Source organism: Streptomyces beijiangensis (genome assembly GCF_017315755.1).
GTDB classification, from domain to species: Bacteria; Actinomycetota; Actinomycetes; order Streptomycetales; family Streptomycetaceae; genus Streptomyces; species Streptomyces beijiangensis.
The window spans coordinates 1-219 of sequence record NZ_JAFLRJ010001509.1; the positions used below are offsets into that span (position 1 = coordinate 1).

Sequence of the window (219 nt, forward strand, 5' to 3'; positions counted from 1 at the left end):
AGCAAAATGTAAAACAAAGCCCGCAGCCTGCCGGTTGGCGCCTTAACGAGTAAATATGCCGCCGGATACGCCATCACAAGGCATAAAACAGTGGTCTTCAACGCCGTCCAAATTGTTATACCGATTGTTTTCAAATAAACGTCTGAAGAGAACACCTCGACATATTGAGAAAAACTATACGTATCGAGCGTATTCATCATAGCGTCCACGTCTCTGAAA

General features: G+C 44.3%; 1 pseudogene. It reads right to left on the reverse strand.

Features of this window, described 5'->3' with window-relative positions:
* Positions 1–197: pseudogene (locus J0695_RS46530) on the reverse strand (hypothetical protein); the annotation flags it as partial.
* Positions 198–219 lie beyond the last annotated feature (22 nt).